Source organism: Actinoalloteichus spitiensis RMV-1378, from assembly GCF_000239155.1.
Classification (GTDB): domain Bacteria; phylum Actinomycetota; class Actinomycetes; order Mycobacteriales; family Pseudonocardiaceae; genus Actinoalloteichus_B; species Actinoalloteichus_B spitiensis.
On the sequence record NZ_AGVX02000618.1, the window covers coordinates 1 to 800 of the forward strand.

At 73.9% G+C, this 800-nt stretch carries 1 protein-coding gene; it reads right to left on the bottom strand.

Going from position 1 to position 800, the window contains the following annotated elements; translation table 11 throughout:
• On the bottom strand, positions 1-571 hold a 571-nt coding region (locus ACTIDRAF_RS30640; protein WP_016701013.1), incomplete at its 3' end, for a S1 family peptidase.
• Positions 572-800 lie beyond the last annotated feature (229 nt).

Below are 800 nucleotides of genomic sequence, written 5' to 3' on the forward strand. Positions count from 1 at the left end.
GGCAGCCGGCGGCGGCGGCCACGGGAACGTCGAGCTGCCGCAACAGCTCCGGGTACTCCCAGGAGCACTCGAAGGTGCCGCAGGTCTTGCCCCAGCCCAGTACCCGGACCGTCGCGCCCTCGGGAGGCCGTCGCGCGGCCAGCGGCAGCGTCGGCGCCGGCACCGGGCGGGCCAACCGGAACAGCGCGATGTCCCCGGTGTGGCCGTTCCAGTCCGGATGGGCCACCATCTCGACGACCCGCTCGTGGCTGCCGCCCTCCGAACGGTGGTTCGTCCCCACCCTGGCGGTGTAGGCGGTGAGGTCGCCCTGGATGCAGTGCGCCGTGGTGAGCACCCACTCCGGATGCACGAGCGCCCCGGCGCACCAGTGGTCCTTGCCCTCAGCCGGACGCTGGATCGAGACCACGAAGTGGTAGTCCTCCTCGCCCTCGACGCCTCCCACGATGCGTGCCCCGGGTTCCACCGGGCTGATCTCCGCGACGGCGCCCCCCTCCTTCCTCGGCTCCTCGGTGGTGGAGACGACGGCGGTGGACAGCGCGGCGACGACGGCCGCCAGGAGGAGTGCACGCACGGGCCAGGTCCTTCGGCAGGGGGCAACAGGGACGATGGTCGCCCGACACGCCCTCTATCGACGCCCTCACGCGGCCCGTGTACCCCCTGAAGAGTGACGGCAGCGGGGAGGAGGCCCGTCAGCGGCGCCGGAAGGCTCCGGGCAGGCGGCGCGGATGGCACGGGGTTCCCCGAGCGCCAGCTCCCGGCCCTCCACGTCAACCCCGAGGGCGGCGCCCGCCGGACTTGGC